Source organism: Pseudomonas tumuqii (assembly GCF_013184545.1).
In the GTDB taxonomy this organism is placed as follows: Bacteria; Pseudomonadota; Gammaproteobacteria; order Pseudomonadales; family Pseudomonadaceae; genus Aquipseudomonas; species Aquipseudomonas tumuqii.
The window spans coordinates 493,497-514,710 of record NZ_JAAOJA010000001.1; the positions used below are offsets into that span (position 1 = coordinate 493,497).

The window sequence follows — 21,214 nt, forward strand, 5'->3', positions numbered from 1 at the left end:
ACCCGTAGGATGGCGTTGAGCGCAGCGATACCCATCAACCGGTTACGCAGCCACCGGGTTTTATTGATTTGCCGCAGTTCGTCGTGATGGGTATCGCTGCGCTCAAGCCTACGCGGCCCGCCACATCCTACAAAAACGCTGTGGCTGCCCGCAGGTTGCGTTGTGGTGTTCAGAGAGCCCAGCCGAACAGTTCGGCGGCATTGCGGCTGCTGGCTTCGGCCAGTTGTTCTGGGGTGACATTCATCAGCCGCGCCAGTTCGGTGCAGATTTCCGGCAGGTATTCCGGGCTGTTGCGCTGGTGCGGGTGCATGGCCGGGGCCATGTCCGGGGCGTCGGTTTCCAGCACCACGGCGTCCAGCGACAGGCGCGCCAGGGTCTGCTGCAGACGTCTGGCCTGGGGCCAGGTCGGTGCGCCGCCGAGGCCCAGCTTGAAACCGAGCTTGAGGTATTCGCGGGCTTCCTCAACGCTGCCGGCAAAGGCGTGGATGATGCCGCCGCGCGGCGGCTTGAGGCGTTTCAGGGTGGCGATGGTCACGGCATGGGCGCGGCGCACGTGCAGCAGGACCGGCAGCTCGAACTCCAGCGCCAGCTGCAGTTGTGCCTCGAACAGTGCCTGCTGGCGCTGGCGGTCCAGTTGTTCGAGGAAATAGTCCAGGCCGAACTCGCCCACCGCGCACAGCTGCGGATGGCCGGCCAGGCGCTGCAGCCAGGCGCGCAACTCGTGCAGGTGTTCGGGGCGATGCTTGTCGAGGAACACCGGGTGCAGGCCGAAGGCGGCGTACAGGCCGGCATCGCCCTGCACCAGATCCCACAGCCGTTGCCAGTTGCCCTGGTGCACGCCGAGTACCACCAGCCGCTCCACGCCCAGGGCGCGGCAACGCGCGAGCAGTTCAGTGCGGTCGGCGTCGAAGTCGGGGAAATCCAGGTGGGTGTGGGTGTCGATCAGATGCATGGACGTTTTTCCGGGAGCGACCAAGTTTATAGCGTCGGGCATTTAGCGCCAGGCTGCCACCTTCGTGGGAGTCATTCGAGCATTCCGTCAGTCGAAACAACAAGGAACGCAGCCCATTGAGGATTTTCAGTGATGGATTGGGTAGATGACGCGCGTGGCTAAAGTGCTCGGCTGGTGCCTGGCAAGCCTGCTGCTACTGGTGGCGGGATTGACGCTGTTCCTGCTGCTGTTCGACTGGAACCTGCTCAGGCCGACCCTCAATGCCAGGGTCTCCGCAGCCCTCGATCGGCCCTTTGCGATCGAGGGCGACCTGGCGGTGGTCTGGCAGCGCGAGCCGGGCGAAGGCAATTGGCGTGCCTGGCTGCCCTGGCCGCATTTCTCCGCCGAGCGATTGTCCCTGGGCAACCCCGAGTGGGCCGAGGGCGAGTCCTTCGTCAGCCTGGACAGGGTGCAGTTCCGCCTGGCGCCCCTGCCGTTGCTGTGGAAAACCGTGCACATTCCGCGTATCGACCTGAGCGCGCCCAGTGCCAGTCTCGAGCGCCTGGCCGACGGTCGCAGCAACTGGACCTTCGACCTTGGCGGTGACGACCCGCAAACGCCTTCGCCCTGGACGCTGGATATCGGCACCATCGCGTTCGACAAGGCCCGGGTCAGGCTCGACGACCAGGGCCTGCAGACCCGTCTGGAACTGCAGGTGGATCCGCTCGGCCAGCCGATCCCGTTCAGCGATATCGTCGGCAAGGGCGCTGCGGACAAGACCGCCAGGCAGCACGCCGCGGCGCAGGACTACGCCTTCGCTCTGCAGGCCAAGGGCCGCTACAAGGGCCTGGCGCTGGATGGCAGCGGCAAGGTCGGCGGGCTGCTGGCGTTGCAGGATGCGCGGCGGCCCTTCCCGCTGCAGGCGGATATCCGCGCCGGCTCCACGCGCATCGTGCTGGCCGGCACCCTGACCGACCCGCAGCATCTCGGTGCCCTCGACCTGCGTCTGCGCCTGTCCGGCAGCAGCCTGGGCAATCTCTACCCGCTGACCGGGGTGACCCTGCCAGATACCCCGGCCTATACCACCGAGGGTCGGCTCAGCGCGCAGCTGCAGGAAGAGGGCGGCGCCCGCTTTCGTTACGAGGATTTTCATGGTCGCATCGGCGCCAGCGACATCCATGGCAACCTCACCTTCGTCGCCCGCCAGCCCCGGCCGAAACTGTCGGGCAGCCTGACCTCCAACCAGTTGCGCTTCGCCGATCTGGCGCCGCTGATCGGCGCCGACTCCAACGCGCAGAAGCAGGCGCGTGGCGCCACTGCCCGGCAGCCGGCGGACAAGGTACTGCCGGTGGAGGCCTTCCGTACCGAGCGCTGGCGCGCCATGGATGCCGATGTCAGCTTCACCGGCAAACGCATCGTGCAGCGCGAAGAGCTGCCGTTCACCGACCTGTTCACCCATGTGCTGCTCAACGATGGCGAGCTCATTCTCGAGCCGTTGCGTTTCGGTGTGGCCGGTGGGCGGCTGGACTCGGTCATTCGCCTCGATGGCCGGGCTACTCCCATGCAGGGGCAGGCCCGGCTCAATGCCCGCCGGTTCAAGCTCAAGCAGCTGTTTCCCGGCGTCGAGGTGATGCAGAGCAGCCTCGGCGAGCTGAACGGCGATGCGCGCCTCGAAGGCACCGGCAACTCGGTGGCGGCTCTGCTCGGCAGCGCCGAAGGCGAGCTGAAACTGCTGATCAACGACGGTCGGATCAGCCGCAACCTGATGGAGATCGCCGGGCTCAACCTGGGCAATTACCTGATCGGCAAGCTGTTCGGCGACGAAGAGGTGGCGATCAACTGCGCGGCAGCCGACCTGGGCATCGAGCAAGGCCTGATGAGCACACGGCTGTTCGTGGTGGACACCGAGAACGCCTTGATCGAGGTGGACGGTACACTGAACCTGAGCAACGAGCGCCTGGATTTGAGCGTCGCCCCGCAGTCCAAGGGCGTGCGAGTGCTCTCGCTGCGTTCGCCGCTGTATGTCGCGGGCAGCTTGAAGAGCCCCCGCGCCGGGGTCAAGCCGGTGCCCCTGGTGCTGCGCGGCAGCGGCATGCTGGCGTTGGGCGCGCTGGTGGCGCCGGCCGCCGGGCTGCTGGCGCTGGTGGTCCCCAGCGGCGATCAGCCCAACCAATGCGCCGTGCTGCTGCAGCAGATGGGTCAGCCGGCGCGGCGTTGAGCGTGGCGGATCTTGAGGAGGCGCGGGATGGCTTCGATGCCGGGTTGGTAGTCGTCCCGCTCGATGGCGCGCAGGGCCAGGTCGAGCACCCGTTCGGCAATCCGCTCGTGTTGCTGGGAGATCGCGTTGACCCGCAGCGGCAGGAAATCCAGCAGCTGGGTGTCGCCAAAGGTGGCCAGGCGCAGGCCGTCGATGCCTGGCCCCGGCTGTTCCTGCAAGGCATCGAACACCCCTTCGAGCAGGACATAGGCGGTGGTGATCAGCGCATCCGGCAGGTCGGCGTGGTTGTCCAGCAGGGCACGCATCTGCCGGTAGCCGCTGGCGCGGTTGAATTGTTCGGCGTGGCTGACGCTGATGCTGCCGCCGAAGTCGCTCAGGGCCTGGCGAAAGCCGCGTTCGCGGGCCTGGCTGATCGGCAGTTCCGGGCGCGCGCCGATCAGGGCGATATGCCGCGGCGGCGGGCTGAGCAGGCTGGCGGTGAGCAGGGCGCCGGCCTGCTGGTCGTCGCTGACCACCGAGCAGATGTGCGCGGGGTCGAGGGCGCGGTCGACGGCGATCACCGGCACGCCGGCCGCGAGCAGGTGCAGGTAGGCCGGATCGTCCTGGGGCAGGCAGCTGGCGACGATCAGCGCGTCACAGCGGCGCGAGCGGAACAGTTTGAGCACCTGGCGCTCGCTGCTCGGGTCGTCATCGGAACTGGCGATCAGCAACTGGTAGCCGGCGGCGCGGGCGCGCTGTTCGAGCAGCTTGGCCAGGCGCGCGTAACTGGGGTTCTCCAGGTCCGGCAGGATGAAACCCAGGCAGCGGCTCTGCCCACGGCGCAGGCCGGCGGCTTGCTGGTCGGGTCGATAGCCATGGTGTTCGACCACTTCCAGTACCCGCGCCACGGTGGCGGCGCTGATCCGCCGTTTGTCGGCCTGACCGTTGATCACGTAACTGGCGGTGGTGACGGAAACCTGGGCCAGGCGGGCGATGTCACTGAGTTTCAAGGGTGGATTCCTGAGCGGGAAAAGGCAGGGCTTCAAGGATCGCCGATTATCAGGTAACGTGCCAGTCGTTAGGTGAAACGATTCAGCAGATAGTTCAAGTGGCTATTCTTTGCAAATAGCCTGGACTTCACGCTAGCGGCGCCGTCAGTTGCCAGAGGATATCTTCAATGCTCGAGTTGAATGTCACGCAGATCCAGATGGGCCATAGCGCCCCGGATAAACCGGCGGCGCTGGCGCTGCTTGCCGATCGCCTGGTGCACGATGATTTGGTCGCGCCCGGCTACCTGGCCGGAATGCAGGCGCGCGAAAAGCAGGGTTCGACCTACCTGGGCCAGGGCATCGCGATTCCCCATGGCACCCCGGAAACCCGCGATCAGGTGCATTGCACTGGCGTGCGCCTGATCCAGTTCCCCGAGGGGGTGGACTGGGGCAATGGCCAGATGGTCTACCTGGCGATTGCCATCGCTGCCCGCTCGGATGAGCACCTGCGCCTGCTGCAATTGCTCACCCGGGCCCTCGGCGAAGGCGATCTCGGCCCGGCGTTGCGTGCGGCGCAGGAGCCCGAGGCAATAGTCGCGCTGCTGCAGGGCGCGCCGCAGGAACTGGCGCTGGACAGTCAACTGATCGGCCTGGGTGTGGCGGTCGAGGATTTCGACGAACTGCTCTGGCAGGGCGCGCGTCTGCTGAAGAAGGCCGGTTGCGCCGAGTCCGGCTTCGCCAACAGCCTGGCCCAGGGCCAGCCGTTGCCGCTGGGCAACGGCCTGTGGTGGTTGCACAGCGATCAGGCCGTGCTCAGCCCCGGCCTGGCGTTCGTCACCCCGGCACAACCGCTCGACTACCGGGGCCAGCCATTGACCGGCCTGTTCTGCCTGGCCAGCCTCGGCGAGGCCCATCGGCAATTGCTCGAGCGCCTCTGCGATCTGCTGATCGAGGGCCGCGCCGCGGCCTTCAGCCAGGCTACCAGCAGCCGCAGCGTGCTCGAGGCCCTGGGCGGTGAAGTGCCCGCCGACTGGCCGATGTGCGCCGTGATCCTGGCCAATACCCATGGCCTGCATGCCCGCCCGGCCAAGGCCTTGAGCGAAATTGCCCTGGCTTTCGCCGGCGAGGTGCGCGTGCGTCTGGCCGGCGAGGCGGGCGCCGGGGTGTCGGTCAAGAGCCTGAGCAAGCTGCTGGCGCTGGGTGCGCGGCGTGGTCAGGAACTGCAGTTCAGCGCCGAGCCGGCGATCGCCGGCGAGGTCCTGCCGGCCCTGGAAGCCGCCGTGCTGGCGGGCCTGGGGGAAAGCATCGAACCCTTGCCGCTGGCCGAGGCTGGGGTACCGGCCAGTGTTGCGCCGCTGCTCAGCGCTGCAGCAAAGCTGCCGGCGCCTGCTGCCGGTGCGCGTCTGCAGGCGGTTGCCGCGGCGCCCGGTATTGCCATCGGCCCGGCGCTGGTGAGGGTGCCGCCGGTGCTCGATTACCCGCAGCAAGGCCAGGGCGCGGCCCTGGAGCAGCAGCGCTTGAGCGCGGCGCTGGAGCAGGTCGGCGCCGACATTCAGCGCGTGGTCGAGGTCACGGCCGAAGCCAATATCCGCGAGATCTTCATCACCCACCAGGCGATGCTGCGCGACCCGGCCCTGGGCGAGGACGTGGCCGTGCGCCTGAACCAGGGGCTCAGTGCCGAGGCGGCCTGGGCTGGCGAGATCGAGACGGCCGCCGCCCAGCAGGAAGCCTTGCATGATGCGCTGCTGGCCGAGCGCGCCGCCGATCTGCGCGACATCGGCCGCCGCGTGCTGGCCCAGCTGTGTGGCGTCGAGGCGCCGCGCGAGCCGGACGAGCCCTACATTCTGGTGATGGACGAAGTAGCGCCTTCGGATGTCGCCAGCCTCAATCGCCAGCGCGTGGCCGGCATCCTCACCGCACGCGGTGGCGCCACCGCACACAGCGCGATCATCGCCCGCGCGCTGGGCATCCCGGCGGTGGTGGGCGCCGGTGCGGCGGTCCTGGCGTTGGCCCAGGGCACTGTGCTGTTGCTCGATGGCGATCACGGCCTGCTCCGCGTGGCGCCCGATCAGCAGACCCTGGAGCAGGCGTTGCGCCAGCGCGAGGCCAGCGAAGCCCGCCGCGAGCGCGCCCACGCCGAACGCATGCAGCCGGCGGTGACCCGCGACGGTCATCGTCTGGAAGTGGCGGCCAATATCGGCGCCAGCGCTCAAGCCGCCGCCGCGGTCGAGTTGGGCGGCGAAGCCATCGGTCTGCTGCGCACCGAGCTGGTGTTCATGGATCATGCCCAGGCGCCGAACCAGGCGACCCAGGAGGTCGAATACCGGCGTGTGCTCGATGCCCTCGACGGGCGACCGCTGGTGGTGCGTACCCTGGATGTCGGTGGCGACAAGCCGCTGCCTTACTGGCCGATGCCGGCGGAGGTGAACCCCTTCCTCGGCGTGCGCGGCATCCGCCTCAGCCTGCAGCGCCCGGAGATCCTGGAAACCCAGTTGCGCGCCTTGCTCGCCGCGGCCGAGGGCCGGCCGCTGCGGATCATGTTTCCGATGGTCTGCTGCGTCGAGGAGTGGCGTACCGCGCGCGACATGGCGCTGCGCTTGCGCGAAGAGATTCCGCTGGCCGACTTGCAGCTGGGGATCATGGTCGAGGTGCCCTCGGCGGCGCTGCTGGCACCGGTGCTGGCACGCGAGGTGGACTTCTTCAGCATCGGCACCAACGACCTGACCCAGTACACCCTGGCCATCGACCGCGACCACCCGACCCTGTCGGCCCAGGCCGATGGCCTGCATCCGTCGGTGCTGCGCCTGATCGGCATGACCGTCGAGGCCGCCCACGCCCATGGCAAATGGGTCGGGGTGTGCGGCGAACTGGCTGGCGACATGCTCGCGGTGCCCCTGCTGGTCGGCCTGGGGGTGGACGAATTGAGCGTCTCGGCGCGCAGCATCGCGCTGGTCAAGGCACGGGTGCGCGAGCTGGATTTCAGCCAGAGCCAACTGCTGGCCCGCCAGGCGCTCGGTCTGGACAGCGCCGCGGCAGTGCGTGCCCTGGTGGAGGAGATCGGCTGATGGCACGCATTCTGACCCTGACCCTGAACCCGGCGCTGGACCTGACCGTGTCGCTCGAGGCCTTGCAGGTCGGCACCGTCAATCGCAGCCTGGGGCTGCACAGTCACGCCGCCGGCAAGGGCCTGAACGTGGCCCAGGTGCTGGCCGACCTTGGCCACAAGGTCACGGTCAGCGGCTTTCTCGGGCTGGCCAACGCCGCGCCTTTCGAGGTCTTGTTCGCGCGGCGCGGATTCGTCGACGCCTTCGTCCGCGTGCCCGGGGAAACCCGCAGCAATATCAAATTGGCCGAGCACGTCGGGCGGATCACCGACCTCAATGGTCCGGGACCGCAGGTCGGGGCGGCGCATCAGGCCGAGTTGCTCGAGGAGCTGGAGCGGATCGTGGCCGGCCACGACGCCATCGTGGTCGCTGGCAGCCTGCCGCAGGGCGTCAGCCCCGAATGGTTCGCCGCGCTGCTGCGCCGGCTGCAGGCATTCGGCCTGCCGCTGGCGCTGGACAGCAGTGGCGCCGCGTTGCGCGCCGGGCTGGCCGTGGCGCCCTGGCTGATCAAGCCCAACGAGGAGGAACTGGCCGATGCCTGCGGTTTGTGGTCGTCCACCGCGGCCGATCTGCAGGCCGCGGCGCTGCGCCTGCGCACCTCGGGCGTCGAGCATGTGCTGCTGTCGCGCGGCGCCGAGGGCGTCTACTGGTTCGGCCCGGACATTGCGCTGCAGGCGCGGCCGCCGCGGGTCGAAGTGGTCAGTACGGTGGGCGCCGGCGACTCGCTGCTCGCCGCCGCGCTGCACGGCCTGCTGATTGGCTGGCCGGCCGAACGCACCTTGCGCCTGGCCACCGCGATTGCCGCGCAGGCGGTCACCCAGCTCGGTTTCGGTATTCACGACCGGGAACAACTGGCGCGCCTGGAAGCGGGCGTGACTATCGCGTCCCTGGATTAAAACAATAATGAGGTCATTTTCATGAATCTGCTGATCGTCACCGCCTGCCCCAATGGCATGGTCACCAGCGTGCTCTGCTCGCGTTTACTGGAAGCCGCCGCCCAGCGTCTGGGTTGGACGAGCCGGGTCGAGGTGCATGACCCCAAGGCGATAGGCTCGCCGCTGAGCGACGCCGACATCGCCGCCGCCGAACTGGTGGTGGTGGTCAAGACCGGCGACTTGTCGCTGCAACGCTTTGTCGGCAAGCGCCTGGTGCAATCCACCCCGGCCGAAGCGCTGGCCGATCCGCAGCAGTTCCTGCTCGCCGCCGCCGAACACGCCGAGGTCCTGCAGCAGGATGCACCGGCGCTCGCCGAGGCGCCTGCCCGACCACGCCTGGTCGCGGTGACCGCCTGCCCGACCGGGGTGGCGCACACCTTCATGGCCGCCGAGGCCCTGCAGCAGGCGGCCGAGCAACTCGGCTACGAGCTGCAGGTGGAAACCCGCGGCTCGGTGGGCGCGCGCAACGTGCTGGATGACGCCGCCATCGCCGCCGCTGATGTGGTCCTGCTGGCCACCGATATCGAGGTGGAGACCGCCCGCTTCGCCGGCAAGAAGGTGTTCCGCTGCGGCACCGGGGTGGCCCTCAAGCAGCCCCGGCAGACCCTCGAACGCGCCCTGGCCGAGGCGCAGCCCCTGGCTGGCGGCAGCCAGGGCGAGGCCGCGCAGTCCGGCCCCGCCGCCCAGGGCGGGGCGTACAAGCATCTGCTCACCGGCGTGTCCTTCATGTTGCCGATGGTGGTGGCCGGCGGGCTGATGATCGCCCTGTCGTTCGTCTTCGGTATCGAGGCGTTCAAGCAGGAGGGCAGCCTGGCCGCCGCGCTGATGCAGATCGGCGGCGAGGCCGCGTTCAAACTGATGGTGCCGGTGCTGGCCGGCTACATCGCCTATTCGATCGCCGACCGTCCCGGCCTGGCGCCGGGGATGATCGGCGGCCTGCTCGCCAGCTCCCTGGGCGCGGGCTTTATCGGCGGCATCATCGCCGGCTTCCTCGCCGGCTATGCGGCCAAGGCCATCGCCCGCTGGGTGCAGTTGCCGGCCAGCGTCGAAGCCCTGAAACCGATCCTGATCATCCCGCTGCTGGCCAGCCTGTTCACCGGTCTGGTGATGATCTATGTGGTCGGCAAGCCGGTGGCGGGCATGCTGGTCGGCTTGACCAGCTTTCTCGACAGCATGGGCAGCACCAACGCGATCCTGCTCGGCCTGCTGCTCGGCGGCATGATGTGCGTCGACCTCGGCGGACCAATCAACAAGGCCGCCTACGCCTTCTCCGTCGGCCTGCTGGCGTCGCAGAGCTACGCACCGATGGCCGCGGTGATGGCCGCCGGCATGGTGCCGCCGATCGGCATGGCCATCGCCACCTTCATCGCCCGGCACAAGTTCGCCCAGAGCGAACGCGAAGCCGGCAAGGCCGCCGGAGTGCTGGGGCTGTGCTTCATCTCCGAGGGGGCGATTCCCTTCGCCGCCAAGGACCCGTTCCGCGTGATCCCGGCCAGCATCGCCGGCGGGGCATTGACCGGCGCGCTGTCGATGTACTTCGGCTGCAAGCTGATGGCCCCGCACGGCGGCCTGTTCGTCCTGCTGATCCCCAATGCGATCAACCATGCGCTGCTCTATCTGCTGGCCATAGTCGCCGGCAGCCTGTTGACCGGGGTGGTCTATGCGCTGATCAAAAGAGGCGAGGCGGTGGAGCTGGTGGTGGCGGGGGGGGAGGCGTAGCGATCATTTACCTCTGGATTCGGATCGCCAGCAAGCTGGCTCCTACAGGGTGGCGATGTTTCTGTAGGAGCCAGGGGGACGCCTAGTCCTTGCTGGCGATCCATGCTGGTGGCGTCACAGCCAAATCGCGTCCCATAACGGATAGTCGCCAATATGCTCGACCAGCCCAGCCCGCAATGGGTTGGCGACTATGTAGCGCGCAATCGCTTGCATATCGTCCTCCCGGCGCAGTGCATGGTCGTGGAAGCCTCTCTGCCACAGCTTGCCGTTGTGCACGACGCTGGCTTTGTTGATGGCAATCGCGCTGCGCGATTTGAGGCGTTGCATCAGAGCTTGCATGGGCGTGTCGCTAAGCTCGACAAGCCAGTGCAGATGGTCCGGCATCAGCACCCAGGCAATTGATTGGACCGCCTTTGATTCGTGCGCGTGGCGCATCTCGGCAATCAGCAGGCGAGCCAGTTGCCAGTCGTTGAAAACCGGCTTGCGCTCGAGGGTAACGGCGGTCAGCAGATAAGCCCGACCGGGCTCGGAGAAGCGCCCGGTCCGCAGGGCATGGCTGCGGTGGGCGAAGCGGCTGGAATCCATTCCAGTTAATTCCTGTGGGCACGTTTATGTAGGAGCCAGCTTGCTGGCGATCCAGCGCGCGGCAAGAAAGCGATCGCCAGCAAGGACTAGGCGTCCCCCTGGCTCCTACACAGGGTAGCGCAACCGATCAATGATGCTCGCGCGTTGCCCTGAACTTCACGTCCGGCCAGCGCTCTTCCATCAGCGCCAAATTGACCCGGGTCGGCGCCAGGTAGGTGAGGTGGCCGCCGCCGTCGACAGCGAGGTTTTCCACGGCCTTGTTGGAAAATTCCTCGAGCTTCTTCTTGTCCCCGCACTCGATCCAGCGCGCCGACCACACGGTGATCGGCTCGTAGGCGCACTCGACCTTGTATTCCTCCTTCAGGCGGCTGGCGACCACATCGAACTGCAGCACGCCGACCGCGCCGAGGATGATGTCGTTGCTGCGCTCGGGGAAGAACACCTGGGTCGCGCCTTCCTCGGCCAGCTGTTGCAGGCCCTGGCGCAGTTGCTTGGATTTCAGCGGGTCCTTCAGGCGCACGCGGCGGAACAGTTCCGGGGCGAAGTGCGGGATGCCGGTGAAGCCCAGGCTCTCGCCTTCGGTGAAGGTGTCGCCGATCTGGATGGTGCCGTGGTTGTGCAGGCCGATGATGTCGCCGGCGTAGGCCTCCTCGAGCATCTCGCGTTCGCTGGAGAAGAAGGTCAGGGCGTCGCCGATGCGCACGTCCTTGCCGGTGCGCACGTGGCGCATCTTCATGCCTTTCTCGTACTTGCCGGAGCAGATGCGCATGAAGGCGATCCGGTCGCGGTGCTTGGGGTCCATGTTCGCCTGGATCTTGAACACGAAGCCGCTGAACTTGTCTTCGACCGGTTCCACGGTGCGTTCGTTGGCGACCCGCGCCAGCGGCTTGGGCGCCCAGTTCACCACCGCGTCGAGCACGTGATCGACGCCGAAGTTGCCCAGCGCGGTGCCGAAGAATACCGGGGTCAGTTGGCCATTGAGGAATTCGTCCTGGTCGAACTCGTGGCAGGCGCCCTGGACCAGTTCCAGCTGCTCGATAAAACGCTGGTACTCGTCGCCGAGGTGGGCGCGGGCTTCGTCGGAGTCGAGCTTCTCGATGATCTTGATGTCGGTGCGTTCGTGGCCGTGACCCGCGGTGTAGACGATGATGTAGTCGTCGGCCAGGTGGTAGACGCCCTTGAAGTCGCGGTAGCAGCCGATCGGCCAGGTGATCGGTGCGGCCTTGATCTTCAGCACCGCCTCGATCTCGTCGAGCAGTTCGATCGGGTCGCGGATGTCGCGGTCGAGCTTGTTGATGAAGCTGATGATCGGCGTGTCGCGCAGCCGGCAGACGTCCATCAGGGCGATGGTGCGCGGCTCGACGCCTTTACCGCCGTCGAGCACCATCAGCGCACTGTCCACCGCGGTCAGGGTGCGGTAGGTGTCTTCCGAGAAGTCTTCGTGGCCGGGGGTGTCGAGCAGGTTGATCATGTGCTCGCGGTAGGGGAACTGCATCACCGAGGTGGTGATGGAGATGCCGCGCTGCTTTTCCATCTCCATCCAGTCGCTGGTGGCATGGCGGTCGGACTTGCGCGACTTCACCGTGCCGGCGATGGCAATCGCCTTGCCCATCAGCAAGAGTTTCTCGGTAATCGTGGTTTTACCGGCGTCGGGGTGGGAAATGATGGCGAATGTGCGCCTTTTGGCGACTTCGGCGGCCTGCTTGCTCATGCTGGGGGAACCCGTCGACTGATAGTCGGTCTGTCAAAAAAGGGAGCGATTATAGCGGCAAACGGCCCTCAGCGCGGCGACCTGTAGTCAGGGCGGAAAATGCGCAGTTTGCCAGGCTTTGTGCAGCATTTCGTGACGCCTTGTTTTGAATCCGCAACGACCGGCAAATCAGCCGATAAAACGCGGGTAAATCCGACAATTTTTGATTGATCTAAGCTTCCCATGGTCCTAAAGTTCGCGCCCGAACGTCCATGCTGGCAACGATCCATCCGGCTCAAGTACTGACGACGAGAGACCTGTGCAGGTACTCGGCGACATGCCTTGGGAAGTAGGCGAACCAAAGTGGGGAAACTGATCAGGCGTTCGCGGCTTTGCTGACAAAGCCACCCCCTCATTCATCTTTGTGTGTTTTGCCATTTGGAGTCCCACGCATGCCGATCAAGGTCGAAGATTATTACGCCCCCGCCACCTTTCAGAAAATGAAGGCATTCGCCGATCAGCACGAAACCCCCTTCGTGGTGATCGATACCGCGACCATCAGCAAGGCCTACGACGACCTGCGCGCCGGGTTCGAGTTTGCCAAGGTCTATTACGCGGTGAAGGCCAACCCGGCGGTCGAGATCATCGAGCTGCTCAAGGAAAAAGGCTCGAACTTCGACATCGCCTCGATCTACGAGCTGGATCGGGTGCTGGGCTGTGGCGTCGGCCCGGAGCGCATCAGCTACGGCAACACCATCAAGAAAGCCAAGGACATCCGCTACTTTTACGAGAAGGGCGTGCGCATGTACGCCACCGACTCGGAAGCCGACCTGCGCAACATCGCCAAGGCCGCACCCGGCTCGAAAGTCTATGTGCGCATCCTCACCGAAGGCTCGACCACCGCCGACTGGCCGTTGTCGCGCAAGTTCGGCTGCCAGACCGACATGGCCATGGACCTGCTGATCCTCGCCCGCCAACTCGGTCTGGTGCCCTACGGCGTGTCCTTCCATGTCGGCTCGCAGCAGCGCGACATCGGCGTGTGGGACGCGGCCATCGCCAAGGTCAAGGTGATCTTCGAGCGCCTCAAGGAAGAAGACGGCATTGTCCTGCAGATGATCAACATGGGTGGCGGCTTCCCGGCCAACTACATCACCCGCACCAACAGCCTGGAAACCTACGCAGAGGAAATCATCCGCTTCCTCAAGGACGACTTCGGCGACGACCTGCCGGAAATCATCCTCGAGCCGGGTCGCTCGCTGATTTCCAACGCCGGCATCCTGGTCAGCGAAGTGGTGCTGGTGGCGCGCAAGTCGCGTACCGCCGTGGAGCGCTGGGTGTACGTCGATGTGGGCAAGTTCAGCGGCCTGATCGAAACCATGGACGAGGCGATCAAGTTCCCGATCTGGACCGAGAAGAAGGGCGAGATGGAAGAGGTGGTAATCGCCGGCCCGACCTGCGACAGCGCCGACATCATGTACGAGAACTACAAGTACGGCCTGCCGCTCAACCTGGCCATCGGCGACCGCCTGTACTGGCTGTCCACCGGCGCCTACACCACCAGCTACAGCGCGGTGGAATTCAACGGCTTCCCGCCGCTGAAGGCTTACTACCTGTAAACAGCTACTGCCGGTAACTCCCGCGGCGGCGAACATGCCGCTCACTTGGCGCAAGTGAGCGGCATTTTTTTGCGCACCAGCTCCGGGCAATCCGGAGGCATTGGCCCTTGTGGCCGTGCTGTGCGTTCTCGCTGAATCTTCCTGGCGCAAGTTGCGCCGGGGGGGGCGGGTGCGTGTCGGCGGCGGCCACTTCGTGCATTTTAACAATCGTAATGCAAACGATTATCAGATGATGTATCTTGCCGACCCTTTGGTTTTCACCTCGCCCACAAAGGAGTCTGTCCCGTGTTCTGTCGCTCCCGCCTCCAGCTCTCTATTTCATTGGCCTGCCTGGCCCTGCCGGGGTTACCCGCTTTCGCCCAAGAGGCCGTTGAGCTGGATGCCGTCACCATCAGCGCCACCCGTGCCAGGAGCGAGGCGGGCAAGACGCCGCAGAAGATTACGGTGATCAGTCGCGAGCAGATCGAGCAGCAGCTGGCGATCACCTCCGACCATGGCCAGGTGCTCAGCAACCTGATTCCGTCCTACTCGCCGAGCCGGCAGAAGATGACCAGCTCCGGCGAGACCTTCCGTGGCCGTTCGGCCCTGGTGCTGATCGATGGTGTGCCGCAGTCGACGCCGCTGCGCGACAGCGCCCGCGACGGCTACACCATCGATCTGGCGATGGTCGAGCGCATCGAGGTGATCCATGGTGCCAGCGCCGAGCATGGCCTGGGCGCCACCGGCGGGATCATCAACTACGTCACCCGCCGCCCCGCAGGCGGCACCTTCAAGCAGCACGCCGGGGTCAGCCTGAATGGACCGACCGACTATGACTCCGAGGGGCTGGGCTACAAGCTGGATTACCGCGTCGAAGGCAATCAGGGCAGTTGGGACTACCTGGCTGCGCTCAGTTGGCAGACCCGTGGCATGTTCTACGACGCCGACGGCGAGCTGATCGGCGTCGACGACACCCAGGGCGATATCATGGATTCGACCAGCAATGACCTGCTGCTCAAGCTGGGCTACTGGTTCGACAGCGAGCAGAATCTCGAACTGATGGTCAATCGCTTCCAACTGGAAGGCGAGCACGAGTACGTCAACGTGCCTGGCGACCGCGCAGCTGGCATCCCGGCCACTTCGCGCAAGGGCCAACCTCTGGGCGAGGCGCCGCAGAACGAGGTGCTGGCCACCAGCCTGAGCTACAAGCACGACGACCTGTTCGGCAATCGCCTGTCCGCGCAGCTCTATAGCCAGCGCTTTCGCGCGCGTTTCGGCGGCGGCAGCCATGCCTCCTTCCAGGACGCCTCCATTGCCCCGGTCGGCACCCTGTTCGACCAGTCGCAGAACGAATCGGACAAGTATGGCGGCAAGTTCAGCCTGGGTCGTGAGGGCATGTTCGACGGCTTGCTGGGGCTCACCGGCGGCTTCGACATACTGCAAGACACCACCAGCCAGATGCTGATCGCCACCGACCGCGAATGGGTGCCGGAAACGCGCTTTCGCAACTTCGCGCCCTTTTTCCAGGCCGAAATCCAGGCCAGCGAGCGCCTGACCCTGCACACCGGGGTGCGCCACGAGTTCGCCCGGCTGGACATCGACGACTTCCATACCATCGCCTCGACCACCACCCCCGCCGGCGGCGTCAGCGTCGAGGGCGGCAGCCCGACGTTCGAGGAAACCCTGTTCAACGCCGGCCTGGTGTTCCAGGCCACGGACTGGGCGCAGGTGTTCGCCAACTACTCCGAAGGTTTCGGCATGCCGGACGTCGGCCGGGTGCTGCGCGGCATCGGCCAGCCGGGCCTGAGCGTCGACAGCTTCCTCGACCTGCAGCCGATCGTCACCGACAACCGCGAGATCGGCCTGCGCTTCAACCAGGGTCCCTTCGATGCCGAAGTCAGCTACTTCGAGTCGGACGCCGAGCTGGGGGCGCGCCTGCAGAACGTCGGCGGCTTCTATCAGGTACGCCGCGAGCGCACCGAGATCGACGGCATCGAGGCCACGGCCGGTTGGCAGATCAACCCTGTCCACCGTCTGCAGGCGACCTATGCCGAGGTCAACGGCCGCTCGGATACCGACGGCGATGGCAAGGTCGACACCGACCTGGACGGAGCCAACATCTCCCCGGATCGCTACGGCATCAGCTGGCAGGCCAACTGGAGCGACAAGCTCAACAGCCGCCTGCAGGCCAATCATTACGCTAGCCGTGGTTTCGACGACCCGGACCTGGATTTCGACGGCTACAGCCTGGTCGACGCCTCGCTCGGCTACCGCCTGCCGGTGGGCGAGGCCAGCCTGGGCATCGAGAACCTGCTGAACAAGGACTACCTGACCTACTACGCCCAGGCCGCCAGCAAGCGCGACGACCAGCTGTTCAAGGGTCGCGGACGCACCGTCACCCTGGGTTATCAGGTCAGCTTCTAATTAGGAAGCTGTGCAGCCTGTCTGTGGGTGGTCCGACACGGACCACCCTGCGGGATTGAAAAAATGTTGAAGAAAATCCTCTTTCAGCTGCATTGGTTGCTCGGCATCACTGCCGGCCTGGTCCTGGCCCTGATGGGCGTGACCGGCGCCGCCTATTCGTTCCAGGACGAACTGCTGCGCGCGCTCAATCCCGAGGTGCTGCGGGTCGAGGTGCGGGACGGCGGCGTATTGCCGGCGGATGTGCTGCTGCCGCGCATCGAGGCGGCCAGCCAGCAGCGGGTGGTGCGCTTGAATGTGGAGGCGGCCGCCGATGCGCCCGGTCGGGTGATGTTCGCCCCACCGCCGGGCGAACGCCAAGGAGCATTGCGCTATTTCGACCCCTATAGCGGCGAGCTGCTCGGCGCGCCGCGCGGGCAGGGCTTCTTCGAGCTGATGCTGGAGCTGCACCGCTTTCTCGCCATGGGCGAGTACGGCAAGCAGATCACCGCCGCCAGCACCCTGGCGCTGATCTTCTTCTGCCTCTCCGGGCTCTACCTGCGTTGGCCGCGCCAGGCCTCGAGCTGGCGCGCCTGGCTGAGCCTGGACTGGGCCAAGCGCGGCCGCGCGTTCAATTGGGATCTGCATGCGGTGGCCGGCACCTGGTGCCTGGCGTTCTATCTGTGTGCGGCGCTGACCGGGCTGTACTGGTCCTACGACTGGTACCGCGAAGGCCTGACTGCTCTGCTCGGCAGCGAGCCGGCCGGCACCCGCGTGCGCGGCGGCCGGGGCGCTCAGCCTGCGAGCGAGGCGTTGCCTGCGGTGAACCATGCGGCGCTCTGGGCCGGGTTGCAGCAAGCCGCCGGGGCGCAGCTTAGCGCCTATAGTCTGCGCCTGCCGGCTGCGGCCGGTCAGCCGGCCACGGTGTTCTACCTGCTCGCCGACGCGCCCCATGATCGCGCCCTCAATCAGGTGGCGCTGGACCCGCAAAGCGGCGCGCCGAGCGGCAACCGGCGCTATCGCCAACTGGCGTTCGGCGATCAGCTGCTGGCCAGCAACTATGCCCTGCATGTCGGCAGCTACTTCGGTCTGCCCGGGCGCATCCTGATGCTGCTGGCCAGCCTGAGCATGCCGCTGTTCGCCATTACCGGCTGGTTGCTGTACCTGGATCGTCGGCGCAACAAGCGCACGGCCCTGGCCGCCCGCAAGGCACTGTTGCCGATGGGTGCGGGTGCGCGCGACTGGCTGATCGGCTTCGCCAGCCAGAGCGGTTTCGCCGAGCAGTTGGCCTGGCAGACCGCCGGGCAACTGCAGGCGGCCGGCCATGGCGTGCGGGTCGAGCCGTTGGCGCGTCTCGATCGGCAGATTCTGAGCGAAGCGCAACATGCCCTGTTCGTGCTCAGCACCTTCGGCGATGGCGAGGCGCCGGACAGCGCCCGCGGCTTCGAGCGCAAACTGCTCGGCCAGGCGCTGGAGCTTGCGCATCTGCGCTACGCCATGCTCGCCCTCGGCGATCGGCAGTACGCGCAATTCTGCGGTTTCGCCGAGCGCCTGCACGGCTGGCTCGGGCAGCAAGGCGCGCGCACGTTGTTCGAGCCGGTGCGGGTGGATGCCGGCGACGCCAGCGCACTGGCCAGTTGGCAGCGCCAGCTTGGCGAACTGACCGGTGCGCAGCCGCTCGGCAGCCCCGCACAGCCATATGGCCTGTGGGCGCTGAACCGGCGCGAGCTGCTCAACCCGGGCAGCCAGGGCGCCCCGACCTTCCTGCTGGGGCTCAACGCCAGCCAGCCAGCCGACTGGTGCGCCGGCGACATCCTCGAAGTGCTGCCGCGCCAGAGCGAGGTCAGGGTCGCTAGCTGGTTGCAGGCCCATGGCGTCGACGGCAGCCAGCCGGTGCAGCTCGACGGCATGCAGCAATCGTTGCACCAGGCGCTGGCGACCCGGCAACTGCCGGACAGCTTCGCCCACCTGCTCGGCCTGCACGCCCAGGCCGTGCTGGATGCGTTGGTGCCACTGGCGGCGCGCGAATACTCGATCGCCTCCCTGCCCAGCGATGGCGTACTGGAACTGATCGTGCGCCAGCAGCGGCATGCCGACGGCAGCCTCGGCCTCGGCTCTGGCTGGCTGACCTTGCATGCGCCGCTGCACGGCCACTTGCTGGCGCGGGTGCGCCGCAACAGCGCCTTCCATGCCCCCGAGGATGAGCGCCCGCTGATCCTGATCGGCAATGGCAGCGGCCTGGCCGGCCTGCGCAGCCTGCTCAAGGCGCGCATCGCCGTCGGGCATACCCGCAACTGGCTGCTGTTCGGCGAGCGCAACGCGGCCCATGACTTCTATTGCCGCGACGAACTGCAGGGCTGGTTGGCCAGCGGCGAGCTGGCGCGCCTGGACCTGGCCTTTTCCCGCGACCAGGCGCACAAGGTCTATGTGCAGGAGCGCCTGGGCGAAGCCGCCGAGCTGCTGCGCGCCTGGCTGGCCGAGGGTGCGGCGGTGTATGTGTGTGGCAGCCTGGCCGGGATGGCGGCGGGGGTGGACGCGGTGCTGCATGAGGTGCTGGGCGCGGCGGCGGTCGGCGAACTGGCGGGCAGGGCCGCTATCGACGGGATGTCTATTGAGGCGTAGCCCAATGCAATCCGCCGCTGGCGAGAACGTGGTCGCGGATTGCACCCGGGCTACTGGTGCCGCTCTGGCTGTGGCTCTAAGCTTGTGCTCATGAACAGACGAATCCTGCTGAATTGCGACATGGGCGAGAGCTTCGGCGCCTGGAGCATGGGCGATGACGCCCTGGCCATGCCCCTGGTCGACCAGGCCAACCTGGCCTGTGGCTTTCACGCCGCCGACCCGCTGACCATGCAACGCACCGTCGCCCTGGCGGTGCAGCATGGGGTGAGCATCGGTGCGCATCCCGCCTATCCCGACCTGGTCGGCTTCGGCCGCCGCCATCTGGCCTGCTCGCCGGAGGAGGTCACCGCCCAGGTGCTCTATCAGATCGGTGCGCTGGATGCCTTCTGCCGCGCCGCCGGCACCCAGTTGGCCTACGTCAAGCCGCATGGAGCCTTGTACCACGACCTGGTGCGCGACGATGCCCTGCTCGCGGCGGTGCTGGATGCCTGTGCCAGCTACCGCAAGGGCTTGCCGCTGATGGTCCTGGCCCTGCTGGACAATCGCCGTGAGCTGGAGTTTGCCGATGCCGCCGACGTGCCGCTGATCTTCGAGGCCTTCGCCGACCGTGCCTACCTGGCCGACGGCCAGCTGGCGCCACGGCGCCTGGCCGATGCGCTGCACCGCGATCCGCAGCGGATCCTCGACCAGGGCCTGGCCATCGCCCAGGGCGAGGCCTTTGCCGATATCGATGGCAAACCGCTGCAACTCTGTGCCGACAGCCTCTGCGTGCATGGCGACAACGCCGAATCGCTGGCCGTGCTGCGGCGCTTGCGGGCGCTGCTGGACGCCTCATGATGCGCTTCGAGCCGGCCGGCGCCGAAGCGCTCCTGCTGGTGCTGGCCGAGCAGCCCGATGCGCAGTTGCCGTTGCGCATCGCGCTGCTGGCAGAGCGCATTCGTGCCGAACTGGGGCCGTTGCTGCGTGATCTGGTGCCGAGCTGGACCGGCCTGCTGTTGCATTACGACCTGACCCGCACCGATCACCGGCAACTGGCCGAACGCCTGAGTCCATTGCTGCCGCGCTGGCTCGCCGAGCCCTTGCCGGCCGAGGGCGGACGTCTGCATCAGATCCCGATCTGGTATGCCGGCGCCGACCTGGCCGAGGTGGCGCGCCTGTGCCGGCTGAGCGTCGAGCAGGTGATCGAGCTGCACAGTTCTACCGAGTACCGGGTCGGCGCCATCGGTTTCGCCCCGGGCTTCGCCTACCTGGGCGACCTGCATGAGCGCCTGGCCCTGCCGCGCCGCAGCACGCCGCGCACACGGGTGCCGGCCGGCAGCCTGGCCATCGTCGAGCGGCAGACCGCGGTCTATCCGCAGGCCTCGCCCGGTGGCTGGCATCTGCTCGGCCTGTGTCCCCGGCGCCTGTTCGATGTCCAGCGTGAGCCGCCATGCCCGTTGGTAGTGGGTGACCGGGTGCGTTTCGTGGCTGTCGACGAGCAGAGCTTCCGTGCCGAGGGCGGGCCGTTATGAGCGGGCTGCGGGTACTCAAGCCGGGGCCGCAGAGTCTGTTGCAGGATGGCGGTCGGTTTGGCTGGCAGCACCTCGGCGTGTCGCCGGCCGGGCCGCTGGACCTGCACGCCGCCGCCTGGGCCAACCACCTGCTGGACAACCCCTGGGGCACACCGCTGCTGGAGGTCGCCCTGGGTTATCTCGAGCTGGAGAGCGAGCTGGATACCTGGCTGGCGCTGACCGGCGCGCAGGTCGCGGCGACGCTCGACGGCGCGCCGCTGCCGCCCTGGTCGCGCTTCCCCCTGCGCGCCGGCCAGCGTCTCAAGCTGGGCTTTGCCCGCAGCGGCCAGCGCGCCTACCTGGCGGTGGCCGGCGGCTTTCGTGCGCCGTCGCTGCTCGGCAGCGTCAGCACCCAACTGCGTGAAGGCTTGGGCGGCGGCGATGGCTTGGGTCGACCGTTGCGTGCGGGCGATCTGCTGCCCTGCCGGCCGGTCAACCTGGCGCGCGCGGCCAGCGTGCCCTGGCCCTATCAGCCGGACTACCGGGCCCCGGCGCAATTGCGGGTGATCGGCGGCGGCGCTGCGGCGGGTTTCGCGGCCGATCAGCTGCAGGCATTCTTCGAGCGCAGCTGGCAGCTCAGCCCGCAGTCCGATCGCATGGGCGCACGCCTGCTCGGCGAGCCGCTGGTGGCACCGCCGCAACAGTGGTCGCAAGGCGTCGGCCGCGGGGCGATCCAGGTGCCGCCCGACGGCCGGCCGATCATCCTCCAGGCCGACCACCAGACCATGGGCGGCTACCCCATCCTCGGCTGGCTGCACCCGCTCGACCAGGCCCGCCTGGCCCAGTGCCCGGCGCACCACGAGCTGCGTTTCAGCCCGGTCGACCTCGGCGAGGCCCAGGCCGAGCTGCGCGGGTTTTATCGGTTCTTTGGGCGCTGATCCTGGCCCTGCCGCGACC

At 67.1% G+C, this 21,214-nt stretch carries 13 protein-coding genes and 1 pseudogene; 10 read left to right on the forward strand and 4 right to left on the reverse strand.

Annotated features, from left to right (window positions below):
• Window positions 1-169 precede the first annotated feature (169 nt).
• Window positions 170-952 (reverse strand): TatD family hydrolase, encoded by a 783-nt coding sequence (locus G9C89_RS02180; protein WP_172143938.1) that lies wholly within the window; start codon window positions 950-952, stop codon window positions 170-172.
• A 145-nt stretch (window positions 953-1,097) separates the two neighbouring features.
• Here G9C89_RS02180 and G9C89_RS02185 point away from each other — a divergent pair, with 145 nt between their 5' ends.
• Complete coding sequence (locus G9C89_RS02185; RefSeq protein WP_172143940.1) at window positions 1,098-3,149, forward strand: AsmA family protein; 2,052 nt, start codon at window positions 1,098-1,100, stop codon at window positions 3,147-3,149.
• Here the strand turns inward: G9C89_RS02185 and cra are convergent.
• Window positions 3,131-4,138, reverse strand: a complete 1,008-nt coding sequence (gene cra / locus G9C89_RS02190; RefSeq protein ID WP_172143942.1) for a catabolite repressor/activator — start codon at window positions 4,136-4,138, stop codon at window positions 3,131-3,133. The two genes, G9C89_RS02185 and cra, sit on opposite strands and share 19 nt — an antisense overlap.
• A gap of 167 nt (window positions 4,139-4,305) precedes the next feature.
• On the opposite strand from cra, the gene ptsP reads away from it, so the two are divergent.
• From ptsP to G9C89_RS02205, 3 genes are read left to right on the forward strand one after another with little or no spacing between them, the layout of a single operon-like run.
• Window positions 4,306-7,182, forward strand: a complete 2,877-nt coding sequence (gene ptsP, locus G9C89_RS02195) for a phosphoenolpyruvate--protein phosphotransferase (RefSeq protein WP_172143944.1) — start codon at window positions 4,306-4,308, stop codon at window positions 7,180-7,182.
• Entirely contained in the window at window positions 7,182-8,117 is a 936-nt protein-coding gene (gene pfkB, locus G9C89_RS02200) for a 1-phosphofructokinase (RefSeq protein WP_172143946.1), read from the forward strand. Before ptsP ends, pfkB begins: the two co-directional genes overlap by 1 nt.
• Before the next feature lie 21 nt (window positions 8,118-8,138).
• Complete coding sequence (locus G9C89_RS02205) at window positions 8,139-9,875, forward strand: fructose-specific PTS transporter subunit EIIC (RefSeq protein ID WP_172143948.1); 1,737 nt, start codon at window positions 8,139-8,141, stop codon at window positions 9,873-9,875.
• 114 nt (window positions 9,876-9,989) lie between these two features.
• Here G9C89_RS02205 and G9C89_RS02210 read toward each other — a convergent pair whose 3' ends face one another.
• Window positions 9,990-10,460, reverse strand: a complete 471-nt coding sequence (locus G9C89_RS02210; RefSeq protein WP_172143950.1) for an REP-associated tyrosine transposase — start codon at window positions 10,458-10,460, stop codon at window positions 9,990-9,992.
• A gap of 127 nt (window positions 10,461-10,587) precedes the next feature.
• Entirely contained in the window at window positions 10,588-12,171 is a 1,584-nt protein-coding gene (locus G9C89_RS02215) for a peptide chain release factor 3 (RefSeq protein ID WP_172143952.1), read from the reverse strand.
• 431 nt (window positions 12,172-12,602) lie between these two features.
• On the opposite strand from G9C89_RS02215, the gene G9C89_RS02220 reads away from it, so the two are divergent.
• The 6 genes and pseudogenes from G9C89_RS02220 (at window position 12,603) to G9C89_RS02245 (ending at window position 21,195) form a co-directional block, all read left to right on the forward strand.
• The gene (locus G9C89_RS02220; protein ID WP_172143954.1) at window positions 12,603-13,766 is read left to right on the forward strand and encodes a type III PLP-dependent enzyme; all 1,164 of its coding nucleotides are present in this window, start codon (window positions 12,603-12,605) and stop codon (window positions 13,764-13,766) included.
• 285 nt (window positions 13,767-14,051) lie between these two features.
• Window positions 14,052-16,169: a TonB-dependent receptor gene (locus G9C89_RS02225; protein WP_172143956.1), complete on the forward strand. Its 2,118-nt coding sequence runs from the start codon at window positions 14,052-14,054 to the stop codon at window positions 16,167-16,169.
• A gap of 63 nt (window positions 16,170-16,232) precedes the next feature.
• Window positions 16,233-18,760: pseudogene (locus G9C89_RS02230) on the forward strand (PepSY domain-containing protein).
• A 97-nt stretch (window positions 18,761-18,857) separates the two neighbouring features.
• On the forward strand, window positions 18,858-19,604 hold the full coding sequence (locus G9C89_RS02235) for a 5-oxoprolinase subunit PxpA (RefSeq protein WP_172143958.1): 747 nt from the start codon (window positions 18,858-18,860) through the stop codon (window positions 19,602-19,604).
• Window positions 19,601-20,278 (forward strand): 5-oxoprolinase subunit PxpB, encoded by a 678-nt coding sequence (gene pxpB / locus G9C89_RS02240; protein WP_172143968.1) that lies wholly within the window; start codon window positions 19,601-19,603, stop codon window positions 20,276-20,278. The genes G9C89_RS02235 and pxpB overlap by 4 nt, the downstream gene beginning before the upstream one ends.
• Window positions 20,275-21,195 carry a 5-oxoprolinase subunit C family protein gene (locus tag G9C89_RS02245; protein WP_172143970.1) on the forward strand — a complete coding sequence of 307 codons (921 nt, stop codon included), beginning with the start codon at window positions 20,275-20,277 and terminating at the stop codon, window positions 21,193-21,195. The genes pxpB and G9C89_RS02245 overlap by 4 nt, the downstream gene beginning before the upstream one ends.
• The last annotated feature ends 19 nt before the right edge of the window (window positions 21,196-21,214 follow it).

Coding starts and splice junctions, on each gene's coding strand:
- pfkB (WP_172143946.1), top strand. CDS start 7,182: ATGGCACGCATTCTGACCCTGACCCTGAACCCGGCGCTGGACCTGACC.
- ptsP (WP_172143944.1), top strand. CDS start 4,306: ATGCTCGAGTTGAATGTCACGCAGATCCAGATGGGCCATAGCGCCCCG.
- G9C89_RS02185 (WP_172143940.1), top strand. CDS start 1,098: ATGACGCGCGTGGCTAAAGTGCTCGGCTGGTGCCTGGCAAGCCTGCTG.
- G9C89_RS02215 (WP_172143952.1), bottom strand. CDS start 12,171: ATGAGCAAGCAGGCCGCCGAAGTCGCCAAAAGGCGCACATTCGCCATC.
- G9C89_RS02205 (WP_172143948.1), top strand. CDS start 8,139: ATGAATCTGCTGATCGTCACCGCCTGCCCCAATGGCATGGTCACCAGC.
- G9C89_RS02235 (WP_172143958.1), top strand. CDS start 18,858: ATGAACAGACGAATCCTGCTGAATTGCGACATGGGCGAGAGCTTCGGC.
- pxpB (WP_172143968.1), top strand. CDS start 19,601: ATGATGCGCTTCGAGCCGGCCGGCGCCGAAGCGCTCCTGCTGGTGCTG.
- G9C89_RS02210 (WP_172143950.1), bottom strand. CDS start 10,460: ATGGATTCCAGCCGCTTCGCCCACCGCAGCCATGCCCTGCGGACCGGG.
- G9C89_RS02180 (WP_172143938.1), bottom strand. CDS start 952: ATGCATCTGATCGACACCCACACCCACCTGGATTTCCCCGACTTCGAC.
- G9C89_RS02245 (WP_172143970.1), top strand. CDS start 20,275: ATGAGCGGGCTGCGGGTACTCAAGCCGGGGCCGCAGAGTCTGTTGCAG.
- G9C89_RS02220 (WP_172143954.1), top strand. CDS start 12,603: ATGCCGATCAAGGTCGAAGATTATTACGCCCCCGCCACCTTTCAGAAA.